Source organism: Roseofilum sp. Guam (assembly GCF_017746735.1).
Lineage (GTDB): Bacteria > Cyanobacteriota > Cyanobacteriia > Cyanobacteriales > Desertifilaceae > Roseofilum > Roseofilum reptotaenium.
Window position 1 is genome coordinate 36,397 of sequence record NZ_JAGHZN010000026.1, and the last position, 14,566, is coordinate 50,962.

At 46.8% G+C, this 14,566-nt stretch carries 15 protein-coding genes; 8 read left to right on the forward strand and 7 right to left on the reverse strand.

The window, feature by feature from the left end; translation table 11 throughout:
* Window positions 1-360: 360 nt before the first annotated feature.
* Both J7529_RS11590 and J7529_RS11595 read right to left on the reverse strand, forming a co-directional pair.
* Window positions 361-900, reverse strand: a complete 540-nt coding sequence (locus tag J7529_RS11590; protein WP_278003134.1) for a phosphate-starvation-inducible PsiE family protein — start codon at window positions 898-900, stop codon at window positions 361-363.
* 115 nt (window positions 901-1,015) lie between these two features.
* Window positions 1,016-2,149: a sodium-dependent bicarbonate transport family permease gene (locus J7529_RS11595; protein WP_318729085.1), complete on the reverse strand. Its 1,134-nt coding sequence runs from the start codon at window positions 2,147-2,149 to the stop codon at window positions 1,016-1,018.
* A 578-nt stretch (window positions 2,150-2,727) separates the two neighbouring features.
* Between J7529_RS11595 and J7529_RS11600 the strand changes: the two genes are divergently transcribed.
* The 5 genes from J7529_RS11600 to J7529_RS11620 all read left to right on the forward strand — a co-directional run bounded on the left by J7529_RS11600 (window position 2,728) and on the right by J7529_RS11620 (window position 7,132).
* Window positions 2,728-3,048, forward strand: coding sequence for a P-II family nitrogen regulator (locus J7529_RS11600; RefSeq protein WP_318729086.1), 321 nt, complete (start codon window positions 2,728-2,730; stop codon window positions 3,046-3,048).
* Between the two features lie 193 nt (window positions 3,049-3,241).
* Entirely contained in the window at window positions 3,242-3,841 is a 600-nt protein-coding gene (locus J7529_RS11605; RefSeq protein WP_318729087.1) for a hypothetical protein, read from the forward strand.
* 116 nt (window positions 3,842-3,957) lie between these two features.
* Window positions 3,958-4,755 carry a 30S ribosomal protein S2 gene (rpsB, locus tag J7529_RS11610; RefSeq protein ID WP_318729088.1) on the forward strand — a complete coding sequence of 266 codons (798 nt, stop codon included), beginning with the start codon at window positions 3,958-3,960 and terminating at the stop codon, window positions 4,753-4,755.
* A gap of 516 nt (window positions 4,756-5,271) precedes the next feature.
* Window positions 5,272-5,931 (forward strand): translation elongation factor Ts, encoded by a 660-nt coding sequence (tsf, locus tag J7529_RS11615; protein ID WP_271941732.1) that lies wholly within the window; start codon window positions 5,272-5,274, stop codon window positions 5,929-5,931.
* A gap of 139 nt (window positions 5,932-6,070) precedes the next feature.
* Entirely contained in the window at window positions 6,071-7,132 is a 1,062-nt protein-coding gene (locus J7529_RS11620) for a hypothetical protein (protein ID WP_318729089.1), read from the forward strand.
* 44 nt (window positions 7,133-7,176) lie between these two features.
* Here J7529_RS11620 and bchI read toward each other — a convergent pair whose 3' ends face one another.
* Window positions 7,177-8,286, reverse strand: coding sequence for a magnesium chelatase ATPase subunit I (bchI, locus tag J7529_RS11625; protein WP_318729090.1), 1,110 nt, complete (start codon window positions 8,284-8,286; stop codon window positions 7,177-7,179).
* 174 nt (window positions 8,287-8,460) lie between these two features.
* On the opposite strand from bchI, the gene J7529_RS11630 reads away from it, so the two are divergent.
* The 3 genes from J7529_RS11630 to J7529_RS11640 are packed head-to-tail and all read left to right on the forward strand — an operon-like array spanning window position 8,461 to window position 10,987.
* Entirely contained in the window at window positions 8,461-8,715 is a 255-nt protein-coding gene (locus tag J7529_RS11630) for a hypothetical protein (protein WP_318729091.1), read from the forward strand.
* A complete protein-coding gene (locus J7529_RS11635; protein ID WP_318729092.1) occupies window positions 8,703-9,143 on the forward strand; it encodes a type II toxin-antitoxin system VapC family toxin in 441 nt (146 codons plus the stop codon). The genes J7529_RS11630 and J7529_RS11635 overlap by 13 nt, the downstream gene beginning before the upstream one ends.
* Window positions 9,144-9,181: 38 nt before the next feature.
* Complete coding sequence (locus tag J7529_RS11640; protein ID WP_318729093.1) at window positions 9,182-10,987, forward strand: DNA polymerase III subunit gamma/tau; 1,806 nt, start codon at window positions 9,182-9,184, stop codon at window positions 10,985-10,987.
* 220 nt (window positions 10,988-11,207) lie between these two features.
* Here J7529_RS11640 and J7529_RS11645 read toward each other — a convergent pair whose 3' ends face one another.
* The 4 genes from J7529_RS11645 to J7529_RS11660 form a co-directional block, all read right to left on the reverse strand.
* Window positions 11,208-11,792 (reverse strand): HD domain-containing protein, encoded by a 585-nt coding sequence (locus J7529_RS11645; RefSeq protein ID WP_318729094.1) that lies wholly within the window; start codon window positions 11,790-11,792, stop codon window positions 11,208-11,210.
* A gap of 119 nt (window positions 11,793-11,911) precedes the next feature.
* Window positions 11,912-13,045 (reverse strand): DUF58 domain-containing protein, encoded by a 1,134-nt coding sequence (locus tag J7529_RS11650; RefSeq protein ID WP_318729095.1) that lies wholly within the window; start codon window positions 13,043-13,045, stop codon window positions 11,912-11,914.
* Between the two features lie 97 nt (window positions 13,046-13,142).
* Window positions 13,143-14,138: a S1C family serine protease gene (locus tag J7529_RS11655; RefSeq protein WP_318729096.1), complete on the reverse strand. Its 996-nt coding sequence runs from the start codon at window positions 14,136-14,138 to the stop codon at window positions 13,143-13,145.
* An 87-nt stretch (window positions 14,139-14,225) separates the two neighbouring features.
* Entirely contained in the window at window positions 14,226-14,537 is a 312-nt protein-coding gene (locus J7529_RS11660; RefSeq protein WP_318729097.1) for a hypothetical protein, read from the reverse strand.
* Window positions 14,538-14,566 lie beyond the last annotated feature (29 nt).

Here is a 14,566-nt window from a genome sequence, read left to right on the forward strand (position 1 = left end):
TGTTGAACGAGTTTTGATTAGGGGTAAAAACTGTATATCAATATACAGCTAAAAAGTCTTAAACTTATCTATCACAATACATATTATTGGAATCTATGTATTTAATAATAATTTATTAAGACTTTGTACATAGTACCCTAAAAAATCCAATAGATCGAACTAAAAAGCCGGGGTATTACCCCGGCTTTTTAGGTAGCCGTATTTTGTGCCAGAGGGACATTGACACCAGCGAAGAAGTCATTGACCCGGACATAATGGTTGTAGTTTGCGATCGATGAGGTGAATCAAGTAAGAACGAACTCTTAACTCTTGATGGCAGTACCACAGGATAGATGCAAGTAGCATCAGGACTGCCCTATTTTAGGGTTGAAACGATTGAGCATCTATTTTGCTGTCTCTTTCTGTCAATGTTTGACCAAAGCGTATCCGGTGACGGCGGGACACATTCTGCTCTGGGTCAATGCCATCAAAAGTAGGTGGAATCCAAGCACGGACCACTAATAAACCTCCCAGCACGATGAGAAAAGAACAGGCCGCCATAACCTGTACCCACGGAGTTTCCAAAATGCCTCGAACAATGATTTCCCGCAGTACCGATACAATCGAGACCTCCACTGCGACTCCAATCGAAATTCGATGCTCCTTTAAATAAATAATCAGCAATCGAAACAATTCCACCAGAATGAGCAAGAACAAAATATCGGCAGTAACCCGAGGAAAGTTCAAAGGTGGCAACAGCGACAGAAACATCTCTCGTAACTGCATCACCATGAAGCTAAACAAACCAATGCATACCGAAATCACAATTAAGTCCTGCACGAGTTCTAGAAAACGAACGATGCGGTCTCCATTAAACCAACTGCACCAGCGAGGAGAAGGGTTTGATGATAAGGGTTCCATAGTACTCAAAGGTAAAGGGTAAAGGGCGGGGAAGCGGTCTAGATTCCGAATCATCGCCATAGCCAGCATGTTGGTCGCCGGACAGGAGCGCCGGCAGACCCGACCCGTCTGGGATTCAGCCACCCAGCGCTTGAGCTAGCCCGATGAAGAGCGGTATTCCCAAGGCAAGGGCAACTGGCGTGCCAATGGCTGTGGAGGAGCCGATGTAGGCGGAGGGATTGGCCGACGGGATACCAGCTCGTAATGTGGGTGGCCCTGAGATATCTGAACTAGAGGCAGCAATGACCGCCAGGAGTACAACGCCGCCAAGGCTGAATCCGGTGACATAGTGGGCAATCATGCCGAGACCGAATGCAATGAACCCATGGAGTAGGGGTGCAATAAAAGCATATAGGACATACCATTGGCCCACCTTACGCAGCTCGCCAAGTCTGGCCGTAGCTTCCATACCCATGACCAGCATCAGTATCGAAAGCATACCGCGAAAGCCCGGCGCGAAGAAGCTCTCATAAACCCGAGAAGGGTCGGTGAACAGGCCTAGAGCGAGGCCGAGTAGCAGTGCCGATAGAGCAGAACCTTGGAGACTTTCCTGGATGATTGGCCAGATCTTGACGCGCTCGCTTCCAGTATCGGGTTTGGGATACCCACTGGCGACAATGCCCTGGTCGCTGGGATATGCACCTGCGCTACTGGAATACTCCCCTACGGCAACCGGCTGCTTACTGAGCTGCTGCTCCTTTGCCTCACGGTGCTGCTTTTGCTTACTGATATAAATGCTAGCCAAGACGATCGCTGTTACAAGGGCTGGGATGTCCATAAAGGGATAGAGAGCAGCGGCCCAGGGTTCGTAGAACATGTCTATATCTGGCGATTCCATGATCGTTATGCCAGCGGCGAGGGTAGAACCACTCACCGCACCGAACAAGCCCGCAGTTGCAATGCCATCCACGACTTCGACATTCGGCAGCTTGGCCAAGGTGTAGCGCCCGATAAACACGATAAGAATTCCGAGTATCATGGCGAAGATTGCGGGCAAGAGCATCTCCAACAGATTGGCATTGCGGATTGCAGTACCGCCGCTCAGACCCACTTTGATGAGCAGCATAAACACAATGAATTTATAGACCGCATCTGGAATTTGCAGTCGGCTGTTGACGGCGGCAACGACCATACCACCAATCAGAAAGCCTAGTGTTGGAGACTGCAATTTCTCCAAGAAGAGCGTAAAGAAATTGGATAAAAAATCCATGAATACCTCCGTCTACCTCCTCTATGAGGGGTGATTATTGTGATAAGTGAGCTTTAATAAGGTAAGGGTGAAGGGCTTCACCCCTACAGCACAGGTGTTACACGAGAACCTGTTAACGGGGTGTTCAGAGAGGGATGCTCTCCAAACGGGGCTGGAAGATTATAGCTGTATCTGCACTACCTTCCATAGAGAATAATCTATTAAGATTTTAATTCTATGCACTTAAGTCTATCCTAAAATGCACAGATTTTTGCATTCCGTAACATAGATTTGAAACGCAATGTCAAATTCAAATCATAAGTTTTTCTTTTGGTTGGCGATCGCCGCCTCTGGCTCCCCCCTCTAGTGAGTGCGAATGGCGATCGCTCCACCACATCGACACCTCTTCGTTGAAAGCCATGCCATTGGCGCTTTAGTGCCCTTCAGTCATAAGTGTTTTTTATCAAATGCTTCCACTAATCTGAGTCAATCTTTCTCAACAGAGGGTAGGGGTTTGTCATAAACTTAAAAGTATGATTCAAGCTAAAACCATAGAGTCTTGAATTGTTGTAACAGAATGTATTAATGAGGTAACCCACATGACTCAAAAAGCAGCCAAGCTCGTCATTGTCACAGAAAAGTTGCTGCTGAAAAAGATCGCCAAGATCATTGATGAAGCCGGGGCTACCGGTTATACGGTAGTGGAAGCTGGTGGTAAAGGCAGTCGCGGTGTGCGATCACCGGGAACACCTAGTAGCGTTAGCGATGAGTTCACGAATATCAAGTTCGAGGTACTCACTCCTAATCGGGATATGGCTGTGAAGATTTCGGATCAGGTTGCAGCCAAGTATTTCGACGATTATTCAGGCATTGCCTATCTCTGTGATGTAATGGAGGTACTGCACGCGCACAAGTTCTGATTCAAAAACCCTTAGGAGTGCAGAGAACGGTGTTGTCCACGGTCAAACCATTGACCGTGGAAATGTCACCTTTGAAAATTCCAGTTGAGCATATTGGTTTTTCAGGAGTTTTCTGCACCACTAAGCTCATTTTGTTCTAAGTTATATCTTGGCTCTAAGTTATATCGATGAATAATTAAATCTAATAGACTTGATGCAGCAACTTCAATCGGATCAAACCTGGAAACTCCTTAAACCATTAGTCAGAATTTCTTCTCAGTGGATGACCTTGATTGGAGAGCAGCTTGAAGATCATCAGGGTCAAGTGTTGGACTATTGGCGAGTCGAAAAAGCTGATTCCGTGGTGATTGTGACGATTCAAGGCGATCGCGTCATCTTGCCTGTGCCCCAGTATCGTCCCGGCGTGCAGGGCATCACGTTGGATTTTGCTGGGGGACGGGTGCGAAACGAAGGAAAGCCCTTGGAGGTTGTCCCCCATATTCTCAATCGTGAATTGGGCATTGGAGAAGGGGATATTTTGCAGATTCAGTTACTCAATGAACAAGGATGGCTGATTAATAGTTCCTTTTCTAATCAGAAATTGTATGGATGTGTGGCTCAGATCGATCCTAAGATTACAGTAGAGCGCGATCGCCTCGGCGCTGTCTATCCCCATACTTCCGAAGGTCTCCATCAGCTTTACCAAGATTTGACCTGTCTTCAATGTCGCGCTGTACTTCAGGAATGGCAATATAGCAGCAGTAGCGGGAAAGGCAACCGTCCGACTTCGGAAATGGGTGGCGAATTCCCCTAAACTGTGGTTTAATAGTAAGGTTGTCTAAACACGCACATCTAGGAGGTTCGGGTGTTTCCTACATGGAAATCAATCCACCTAGATGGAGGATAAACCCGAAAGGAGAATTAAACCCTATGCCCGTTGTTTCACTCGCTCAGTTATTAGAATCTGGAGTTCATTTCGGACACCAAACCCGTCGCTGGAATCCCAAGATGTCCCAGTACATCTACACTTCGCGCAACGGGGTACACATCATCGATCTGGTACAAACCGCCCAGAAAATCGAAGAAGCCTATCGGTACATGCGTACCATGTCTGAACAAGGCAGAAAAGTTTTGTTTGTGGGAACTAAACGGCAAGCAGCCGGAATTATTGCCCAAGAAGCTTCTCGCTGTGGTGCATACTATATCAATCAGCGCTGGTTAGGTGGAATGCTCACCAACTGGGCAACCATTAAAAATCGGGTAGAACGCTTAAAAGAACTCGAACGCCTCGAAAATAGTGGTGCGTTGGATTTGCGCCCGAAAAAAGAAGCGTCCGTATTACGTCGGGAAATGGGTAAACTACAAAAATATCTCGGCGGCATTAAAACGATGCGTAAAGTGCCCGATATCGTAGTAGTGATTGACCAACGGCGCGAGTATAACGCTGTTCAGGAGTGCATTAAACTCAATATCCCGATTGTAGCCCTTCTAGATACGAACTGCGATCCCGATCCAGTTGATTATCCGATTCCCGCCAACGATGATGCGATTCGCTCGATTAAGCTAATTGTGGGTAAACTGGCAGATGCCATTTATGAAGGTCATCATGGCGAAGTTTATGTAGATGACCAAGAGGATACGGATTATCCAGATGCTGAAGAAGACTTCGATGATGAAGACTTTGATGAGGATGGAGAAGAAGAGGAGGAGGAGAGTAAAGAAAGCTAGAGATCGCCTTGATAGCCTATCATGGCCGAATCTTCAAAAGTTTGGGTGGGAAAGCCCGTCCTTCTAGCACGGCTTTACAATATAATATGAAGTGGTCAATGACCCACCCGCGATGCAGACGTAACAGACAGCCTTTACGTGACGACATCTGGTTTTAACCAGTGGCGCACAGAGCTGCGGTAAATCGGGAAAAGAGGATGGGGTAATGGGCGATCCAACCCTTGAATCAACTAACAACAAAGTTTTTTTGTTGAAGAATGGCCCATTAAAAACTGCAAGACTTGTGGGGATAGTCTGTGGAGCTTTCTGTAAGACAATAAACTCGTCAGTGGGTGGAGGCAGTTGCACTGAAACAGAAACCTAAAGCCTCCTGCGGAGGGTAGTTCTCACTAAGGTGAGGTTTCCACTTCGCAGACATAAAGAAGGAATCACCGTGTCTTCAACCCGGTGAGGATGTCAAGAAAGAGTAAGCAGCCGTGCGTAAGCACTTTGGTGTAATCAAAAATCTGAATTAACATGGCAGAAATTTCAGCAAAACTGGTTAAAGAGCTACGGGAAAAAACGGGCGCTGGCATGATGGATTGCAAAAAAGCGCTCACAGAAAACGATGGCGACCTGGAAAAAGCCTCAGAATGGCTGCGGAAAAAAGGGATTGCTTCGGCTGGGAAAAAGTCCTCTCGTGTTGCAGCAGAGGGTTTAGTGGATAGCTACATCCATACGGGTGGTCGAATTGGAGTTTTGGTAGAAGTCAACTGCGAAACCGATTTTGTGGCTCGTGGGGAAGCTTTCCAAACCCTGGTGCGCAATATTGCAATGCAAATCGCCGCTTGTCCGAATGTTGAGTATGTCAGCATAGACCAAATTCCGGCGCAGATCGTCGAGAAAGAAAAAGCGATTGAGATGGAACGGGATGATTTAGCCAAGAAACCCGATAACATCAAGGAAAAAATCGTTGCTGGACGGATTGAAAAACGCCTGAAAGAGTTAACCTTACTGGATCAAGCTTATGTTAAAGACCAAGCCAAGACGGTTGGTGAATTGGTGACTGAGACGATCGCCCAGTTAGGTGAAAATATTCAGGTGCGCCGCTTCGCTCGCTTTGTTTTGGGTGAAGGCATTGAGAAGGAAGAGAGCAACTTTGCTGAAGAAGTAGCTGCTCAAGCCAGTGGTAAATAAGGGATGCTAGGGGGGCAAACGGCCTCCCTACCCCGTGAGCTAGTGGAAGTTTGCTGGCTTAGATAAGGGGCGTAGAGTTTACGCTCCTTTGCTATCTCCAGGTGGAATTGATAGAAAATCCTAGAGTAAATATAAAATTATGGCTAGACCCCTACAGCGAATCGAACGAGAGATCGAGGAGTTGGAAAGTGCGATCGCCTCTTTAGCAGAAGAATTTTATCAAGCCTATGGTCACTATACCCAATACTTAGGGCAAGCGGTACGCCAACAGTTAATTGTAGCCAGTTATCAGATTTGTACCCAAGGATATCCTCACGAGTTTTTGGAACTCTCGTTAACCGGAAGACAGAAGTTACAGGAAAGGGTTAAACGTTTAGCCCAACAAGCAGAAGCGGAAATTCAGGAAATAGTCAGCCGCCCTCTAGAAACTCCTCTGGCTCTGCCCTCAGAAGAAGCAGAAGAGGAGAATGAGGAGGACAAGGAGGACGAGGAAGATGAGAACCCAGAAGAGCGTAACGAACCCTCCTTAGACTCAAAGGTAGTGGAATCAGAGGAAGAATACCCCTTAATCAAGAATCCAGAAGCCTTAGCTCAATGGCAACAAAATATAGAAAAACAGATCTTCAAGCGATTAGAACACTTCTCCCATGAAGTGAATCAGCTCTTGAGAAAAGCCAGTATTTTTACCGAAAATATACCTGAACCTTTGATAGAAGTGGCTAAACAGGCCATGGGCACTCAAGAGTCCCTCGCTCCCAGTTTACCGAATATTTTAAATCTAGTGATTGAGGCAGAAAACTTTCTCACTCCTAGAAGAAAAGGAGAGTTGAAAGGCCAGATTGAATTGCCAGAACGCTTACTCAAGCAATATGAAGACTCAATTCCTCCAGTAATTATTGGCTTACAGAAGGGAGACTACGATCCAGATGAGGATGAAGATAACGATGAGGATGAAGATGACGATCGCGATCCGATCGCCCTTTTACCCTTTTCTCTGCCTCTGAAAATCATGCTGATTAACCTGCGCCTATTGGATATCGAGTTTAGTGATGCTAAGGTAACAAGCTACCGCAAGCAACTGCGTCATTTACAAGATCGCTTGTACTCTAAGGGACAAGACTATCAGCGCAAACAAAAAGAATATGCGATCGCCCAAGCCGAACATGCCTGGAGATCGAGTTGGGTTGAAGACCGAGAATAGGCTGTGGGGAGATGGGGAGAACAATTGTTCGCCCCTACAACCTTTTATGCTTCCGGTTCAGCTAAACCAAACACCCGGCAAAAGACCTTTTGCACCTTATAGCCAGAATCAATCGATTCTAGGGGGTCTTTCCGCAGACGGTGGCGCAAGCAGAGGGTAACCACTTGTTGAATATCCTCTAGAGTAACCTCTGTGCGTCCTTCAAATGCTGCCAACGCTTTAGCTGCGCGGTTGGTGACAATATCGCCCCGTAAACCATCCACATCTAATTCTGAACAGACTTGGGAAATTTGCACCCGCAATTCATAATCAATGTTGACAGAAGATAGGCGTTCTCTAGCTTGTACTAATCTTTGTTGCAGCGCTTCCTGTTCGGTTTGAGAGCGTTGTAAAAACTCCTGGGGCTGACTGTCAAATGCAGAGCGCTCTTCGACAATTTTCACCCGTAGATCCGGCTCTTTAACCGTGCGAATTTCGGCGTGCATTCCAAACCGGTCTAATAATTGGGGTCTGAGTTCCCCTTCTTCTGGGTTTCCAGAACCAACTAGCACAAACCGGGCTGGGTGGCGAATAGAAATGCCTTCGCGCTCTACCGTATTCCATCCACTGGCGGCAGAGTCGAGTAAAACATCGACTAAATGGTCATCAAGAAGGTTAACCTCATCTACATATAAAATCCCCCGGTTCGCCTTAGCCAGGAGTCCCGGTTCAAAGGCTTTCACCCCTTCAGAAAGGGCTTTTTCAATATCAATAGTTCCACATACCCGGTCTTCAGTTGCTCCCAGGGGTAGATCCACCATCATTACTTTGCGGCGAGTAATAGGGAGGTTTTCTTGGAGGGTCGCCCGTTCTCTGACTTCATCACTCATCAGTTCTTGATCGTGGGGGTCACTATTAAAGGGATCATCAGCGACGATTTCGATTTCGGGTAATAAATCGGCCAAAGCACGGATAGTGGTAGATTTACCTGTACCGCGATCGCCCATAATCATCACTCCCCCAATTTTCGGGTCAATCACATTGAGCAGCAGGGCGAGTTTCATCTCTTCCTGTCCCACAATTGCAGTAAAGGGGAAAACAGGACGGCTCTGCTGCACAGGAGATAAGGGGGTTTCACTGGTTGAGTTCTGCTCAGGGGCGAGGACTGAATTCATAAGGTTACTTAATCTATCGGTTGATTTGAATCGCATCAGGAGAGTTTATACTCTCTTTATTTATCTTCCCTGAAAAGGGCGCGGTTTTGAAGAGGATGGCAAAACTCAGGGCTACCGGCCGATCGCGGGACGATTGCGATAGAGTAGTGCTGACCCCATATCTAGTACCCAACCATGAATCCTCCTATGATGCAGTCTGCGCTTCGGGTCTCGACCAAAGTTTTGCCGGGCGATAAAGTGGAAATTCAAGTCCCCTCTGGTTATGAAGGTCAAGAGGTTGATGTGTTCGTCGTTTTTTCCCATCCTGCTCCAAGCAAGCGGTCTTCATTTGTGGCGTTCATCGAAGAATTACAGAATCGTCACCCCAAGCGTTCTGTGGAAGAGATTAATTATGATTTGATGATGGAAAGGAAATCATGGGACAGTTAAATCTCGATCTTTACCAACGAGTTTACCTTGATACGGCAATTTTCATTTATACCGTTGAAGCCCATGCTTCCTATTTTGTTCGCCTACAACCCCTTTGGCAAAAGTTTCAAGCTGGCGATCTAGAATTAGTGACCAGTCAACTGACATTAATGGAAACTTTAGTGAAACCAATCAAAGAAGCTAATCAGCAGTTAGTCTACGATTATAGAACATTTCTAGAAGCTAGTGGAATTCAATTGGTTGCTATTGATAAAATGATCATCCTGAGCGCCAGTCAATTGAGAGCAACTACTTCCTTAAAAACACCGGATGCAATTCATGCAGCAACCGCTATCTCTGCTCATTGTGATTTGTTTTTAACCAATGACCGTGCATTTGAAAATTTTCCAGGATTATCTTCAGTCGTGATTCTTGATGATATTATTTAACGCTAAATGAAGAAAAGTCCCACTATCGATGATTGACCGTGAATTACGAACCGCTCCATCATAAATATCGGCCGCAAACTTTTGCCCAGTTGGTGGGACAGGAGGCGATCGCGCAAACGCTCTCGAATGCGTTAAACCGGAATAAGATCGCCCCCGCATATCTGTTTACGGGGCCGAGGGGAACGGGGAAAACTTCTAGTGCGCGGATTTTAGCCAAGTCTCTCAATTGTATTCAGACCCAGGGGCCCACGGCTACTCCCTGCGGTGAGTGCGAGATTTGTGTCTCTATAACAAAAGGCTCTTCTTTGGATGTGATGGAACTCGATGCTGCGAGTCATACGGGGGTTGATAATATTCGGGAAATTATTGAGCGATCGCAGTTTGCACCGGTTCAATGTCGGTATAAAGTTTATGTAATTGATGAGTGCCATATGCTGAGTACGGCGGCGTTTAATTCGTTGCTAAAAACCTTGGAAGAGCCGCCCGATCGCGTTGTCTTTGTTCTCGCAACCACCGATCCGCAACGAGTGTTACCAACGATTATTTCCCGGTGTCAACGGTTCGATTTTCGACGTATTCCCCTGGAGTCGATGGTGCATCACTTAAAAGATATCGCGAACAAAGAGGCGATCGCTATTACCGAGGAAGCAATAATTTTAGTGGCACAAATTTCCCAAGGGGGACTCCGGGATGCCGAAAGCTTACTCGATCAACTCAGTTTATTAGTCGGTGCAGATGACGTAACCGAAGTGGGTGCAGAACAGGTTTGGGACTTAGTGGGGTCAGTACCAGAGCGTGATTTATTACAGTTATTAGAGGCAATTAGCAAACCCAATCCGGCTGATATTCTCGACTTAACTAAAAATATCTTAGATCGGGGACGAGAACCCTTAACCTTACTTCATAACTTAACTAGCTTTTATCGCGATTTACTGATTGCTAAAACCGCACCCCAAAGACAAGATTTAGTGGCTCTCACTGCTTCTACTTGGAAGCACTTAATCGAATTATCTCAACACTTCAGTTTGCCCCAAATTTTAGCGGCTCAAACCCATCTTCAAGACAGCGAAACTCAACTGAAAAATACGACTCAACCGCGACTCTGGTTAGAAGTTAGTTTATTAGGCCTACTCTCAGCCAACCAACCCCCCGTTCAAGCCAGTCCTGCACCTGTGGTAAATACTCCTGCTGCCAGTATTTTGCCTGCGCCAAAACCCGCCATTTCTCCAGGGACAAAACCTGTTGCTCGACCACAACCAAATCCCCAACCCTCTCCTGCACAAGACACACAACCGACTGAACCGGTAACTCCGGTGAAGACTGACAACTTAGAACAGCTTTGGCAAACCGTCATTGATAACTTAGAATTACCAGGAACCAAAGTTTTAATTTCCAAGCATTGCAGCTTATTAACCTTAAACGATAAAACCGCCCAGATTGGCATTAATAGGAAAGGAGCGCAAAATTTAGTTAAAGGTGTTCAACCCCAACTACAAGAAGCCTTTAAGAAAACCTTCCACCATCCCTTTAGTTTGAAATTTCAGCTTCTGGATGATACAGAAAAAAAAATACCTCTTAATCCACTACCTCCAGCTCAAAAACCAGAGATTGTGCAAGAATCAGTTGCGAGGCGATCGCCAACTCCTCCACCACAACCAAGTTTAGACCAGGAAAAACAACGGGAAAAACAGAAAGTCAGACAAGCAGCCGAAGGGTTTGCCGATTTTTTTGGTGGAGAAATAATGAACTTAAAAGCAAAAATAGACTTACCTAAACCAGAAAGTATTAAGGACGAATCGTCCTATTTAGAATCAATGGACGATGATGAAGATCCTCCGTTTTAAGGGGAATGGGAAATGTCCAATTACTCTAGGACTGACGCAACGACTCCATATATAGCAGATTGGTGCGTTAGCGAAGCGTAACGCACCAATCTGGATTGTTTCATCTAATTTGATGCATTAGATTTTTTTGGTAGTGAGGGCTTGAGCAATCTCCAGCTAGGCTTTTAAGCACTCTTCGTGCTTACACCAAACAAAGCCCTATTTTAGGTGAAACAATCCACTACTGGTACTGTTCCCTATTACCATTACCTAACAGCGTCATTTCATTCACAACTCGCGCAAGTTCTTGGACTATGGGCGTATTTTCTGCTTGTTGGAAGGCTTCAACTAGGGCTTGATAGTACCATAGGGTTCCGGTTTTTCCTCCTTTAAATCTGTCCCAGATGCTCTCTCCCACTTGGCGATAGTCTTTGACAATGGAGCGAGCATTATAGAGTTTATCGGCAGCACAGACGAGGCGAACGGAAGCAGAAGCTTGGGGAAGGTGGGCAAGATACGCTTCCTTGCGTTCTTTCCAAGGAGGTTTGGGGATGGTGTAAGCGTCAGTGCATCCTTCGACTATGGCAGTTACCGTTTCTCCAAATTGTTCTCGAATGCGATCGCGGGTGGCTTCTCCTCCTTGGTCTTCTATGGCATCATGCAATAGGGCAGCGATCGCCTCATCTTCAGTTGCACCATATTCCAGTGCAATGCTGGCAACTCCCAGAAGATGGGCAATATACGGAACTCCTGAAGCTTTACGGATTTGGGTTTGGTGCAGTTGGTGTGTCAAGATGAGGGCATCTTCAAAGCGTTTAGAAAGCATGATTTCTAATTAACAATTAATAATTATCCATCTTCCCCCATCTGCGCTCCCTGAGCGGAGTCGAAGGGAGCGCTCTCCCCGCGTCTCCGCATCCCCGTGTTCTCCATTCCCCCATCCTCTCAAAGAGGCTGTTGCAATTGGGACTCTAGGGGGCGATCCTCCACAATTTGTAAACCCTTAAAATCTTCTTTAAGGCTACCAGACCAATCTCCTGGGGGCCAAAAGACCCAACGACTGCCGATAGGGAGTTGCTTGAGGCGATCGCTATTTTGAGTGAGTACAATTAAGGGTAAATTAGGTAAATTACGTGCCTGTTCGCCAAAGGTAGTTCCCGCAAGGCTCTCTAAGACGACTTGATAACCTTGAATAAGTCCCGTATACGCGGTCCAGAGTTTAACATTCATTTGCCGCCGGGAGGCATGAAAATAGAGAGAAGCCGCAGCAATAACCGCTTGTTCAAAGGTTTCGGGATGCCAAGCAAACTCGGTATCGAGGGCAATCACCACATCGTCACCACCAGCCATAATTTCCAATTCTCTCACCCTTAAGTCCCCATAGCGGGCGCTGGTACGCCAGTGAATTAGCCTTAAGGGATCTCCAGTGCGATAAGGGCGCAAGGATCGAGTCAGACCTTCTGTGGCATTTTGTACCCCCTGATGGTCGCGTTTAAATTTGGGGCTTTGGTCTTGTCCTAGGTCATCAATCAGGGGACAAGTCCGCAGGGGCAACACTTGGGGATAAACGATCGCCGTAGCAGGGGCTTCTCGGCGACGGCGACACCAAAATAACCCCAAAGGGGCGGCTGTTCTAAGCTGTAGGGTACTCCAACGATAAATTCCTCTTTTTTGGGTCGGTTGATCGTAAATCCACTTGTAGGCGCTGTGAGCGGGGATATGGGCGATCGCTGTGGTTTGGGGAGGACTGAGGACAAAGGGCAGTAGGTCTTGAACTTGGAGCAGGGTTTTGGGTTGGTTGGTGCAATTTTCGATATCGAGTTCAAGGGTGAGATGATCGCCAGCGCTGATGGGGCGAATGCGACGGCGATGGATCTGTAGGCCGCGTAGCGATCGCACGGGTAAAATAGCAGCCATAAACAGCAGAGCGGCGATAATACCACTCATCACATATAACCATCCCACCATGGTATTGGTCGCTGCCCCAAAGAAAAAGACCATCAGAGCACCCAGCAACCATCCAGCATAGGCTGGGTTTACCCATTTTCTCTCTAACCAATCGGCGATCGCCTGTATCACGCTCTTACTCCTGAATCGTTTCCCCTTATCTTTTATAGCGCTTTTGGGAATGGGGGGATGGGGACAGACTATTACCTGTTCCCTATTGCCTAGCGCTCTAAAACTCAACCAAGACTTCGGCAATTCTCCGATTACGTCGCACGGTGAGCAACATCGAGCGGGGACGGGTTTCCAGGAAGCCGATCAGGTCATTGACTCCGCGTAAACGACGGTGATTAATGGCCAAGAGGCGATCGCCGGGTCGAAATCCAATATCTGCGGCTAAAGAACCCCGTTCTACCTCTAGTACAATTAAGTCTTGATCGACGGTAACGCCTAAACGAGGACGGTCAGAAAAGCGATCGCGACTATTGCCATGATCTGGAGGATAATTGGGATTGCGTCGAGCCACACTATCATCTGGAAAGCCAGGATCGCGTTGATTGCCATTGGCGACAATAAACTCGCGGGCAATTGAGGCATTGGTGGCAAAGCCGATACCGCTATTGGTTCCATCTCGACTTAAAATGGCTTTATTGACTCCTATGAGTTCTCCACGGGAGTTGAGTAAGGGGCCGCCTGAATTACCGGGATTAAGCGCTGCATCGGTTTGTAGGTCTCTGTTTTCTGGGTCGATGCGACTGAGGATACCCGTGGTAATGGTTCCGGAAAGGCCAAAAGGACTACCAATAGCATAAACTTGTTGACCGACTTGTACGCCTTGGCGATTGGCGATCGGGATAGTGGGTAGGGTATCGTTGGTTTGCAGATAAACTAAGGCTAGATCGTTGCGGCGATCGACTGCAATGACATAACCCTGATATCGTTGTCCTTGGGCTGTTCTCACCTCCACTCTTCCCCGTCTCGCTTCAGAAACCACATGCTCATTGGTCAACACTAAACCATCGGACCGGACAATACTCCCAGAACCTGAACCTCGTCCAGCTTTAATTGTCACTACAGCAGGACTTGCTTGGCGATAAACTTGAATCCGCGTTTGTTCTTCGCTACTAAACTGAGCCAGTATGGATGCTTCGGGTAGACTCAGTGCGGGTGGGGTGACTATCAATCCCGCTGCTAGGGTGGACAGGAATAAAGTTTTTGGTTGAATCATGGTTCTTTACCCAGAGTTGGCAATCCTTCTTTAATGGATGACACACGATGGTGCTGATAGTTTCCTTATTTTTGAATGACTTAACTATTATTCACCTGCTTTATCTTTCAATAAATTGACTAGATCAAAGGCAAAACTAAGAACAGTTGATTCTCCCGCACCTAAATCCCAGCTTTGGATAATAGGAGCAATACTTTGATCGACGGGTCTGAGCCAATTTTTTTCTGGTAAATTTTGCTTGGCTAAATCTGAAGTTTCGGCACTCATAATTTCCGTGACTACTGCCATAGGAACGCAACTATCGGTAAATAACTGATTCAGCAGCTCTGCGTGTTTGCTCTTGAACAGTACACGGTTTCTGGAAGTCGTACAGATAAAGTTTTCATCTTCTGGACTCATTTTAGTGACAACTCCCGACACTCACCCTG